The organism is Streptomyces sp. adm13(2018), assembly GCF_008042145.1.
Classification (GTDB): domain Bacteria; phylum Actinomycetota; class Actinomycetes; order Streptomycetales; family Streptomycetaceae; genus Streptomyces.
On record NZ_RDBH01000148.1, the window covers coordinates 1 to 1,256 of the forward strand.

Consider the following 1,256-nt stretch of genomic DNA (forward strand, 5'->3'; position numbering starts at 1 on the left):
CCGCCATGATCGACGAGACGCACGTCACTCCGTAACCCCGCCGCCGCGCCCTCCGCCGCCGTGCCCGCCGTCTCCCTCGTCGTCCGCCTCGTCGTCCGCGTGGCCATGTCGATCCCGTCCTTCCGTCGTCGGTCGCTCTCTCGACGGTCCGACGACGCAGCCGCCGAGAATGTGAGGCGCCGCGGCGGGGTTACGGAGTGACGTGCGTCTCGTCGATCATGGCGGGCGCCGGAACGAACGAGGGGGACACCATCACCAGGAACAGCGGCCGTACGGAACCCGCGGGCGGGAGCGCGCCCGCCACCGCCCGACCCGAGGGCGAGTACCGGCAGTTGATCAATGTCGCCTACCGGCTGCTGGGCTCCCTGGCGGAGGCGGAGGACGCCGTCCAGGAGGCCTTCGTCCGCTGGTACGCCCTGCCGGACCGGCAGCGCGCGGCCGTCGAGGTGCCCGGCGCCTGGCTGACGACGGTGGTCGGGCGCGTCTGCCTCGACGTCCTCGGCTCGGCGCGGGCCCGGCGCGAGCGGTACGTGGGCGAATGGATCCCGGAGCCGCTGCCCGACACGGTGGAGTGGCTGGGCGGCCGGGCGGGCGACGGCGGGACCGACCCCGCCGACCGGATCGCCCTCGACGAGTCGGTGGACATGGCCTTCCTCGTCGTCCTCGAAGCCATGACCCCGGCCGAGCGGGTGGCGTTCGTCCTCCACGACGTCTTCCGCTACCCCTTCGCCGAGCTGGCCACCATCATCGGCCGCAGCCCCGCGGCGTGCCGGCAGCTCGCGTCCTCGGGCCGCCGCCGCGTCGGGGCGGCCCGGGCGCCCGAGCCGCCGACGGGGGTGCGGGCGCGGGTCGTGAAGGACTTCAAGCAGGCGTGGGAGGCGCAGGACATCGCGGCCCTCGTCGGCCTGCTCACCCCCGACGCCACCGTGGTCGTCGACGGCGGGGGGCTCGTCGGCGCGGCGCTGCGCCCGATCACCGGCGCCGGGGAGATCGCCCGCTACATCGTCGCGATCAACGACATGGCGCCCGGCACGAGCCTCCGACTCCAGCCGGTCAACGGCCGGCCGGGGCTCGTGGCCCGCCGCGGGGACACGGTCGTGACGGTGGCGGCGTTCGGCCTCGCGGACGGCCGGATCACGCACATCTGGGCGGTCCGGCAGGGCGTACCAGCGGACGAAGGCCTCCTGGACGGCGTCCTCCGCCTCCGCCAGGGAGCCCAGCAGCCGGTAGGCGACATTGATCAACTGCCGGTACTC

2 pseudogenes are annotated in these 1,256 nt (G+C 74.8%); one reads left to right on the top strand and one right to left on the bottom strand.

The window, feature by feature from the left end:
• Positions 1-218 precede the first annotated feature (218 nt).
• Positions 219-1,157: pseudogene (gene sigJ, locus EAO70_RS34845) on the top strand (RNA polymerase sigma factor SigJ); the annotation flags it as partial.
• A 39-nt stretch (positions 1,158-1,196) separates the two neighbouring features.
• Here the strand turns inward: sigJ and EAO70_RS40530 are convergent.
• A pseudogene (locus EAO70_RS40530) lies at positions 1,197-1,244 on the bottom strand (hypothetical protein); the annotation flags it as partial.
• Between the last annotated feature and the right edge of the window lie 12 nt (positions 1,245-1,256).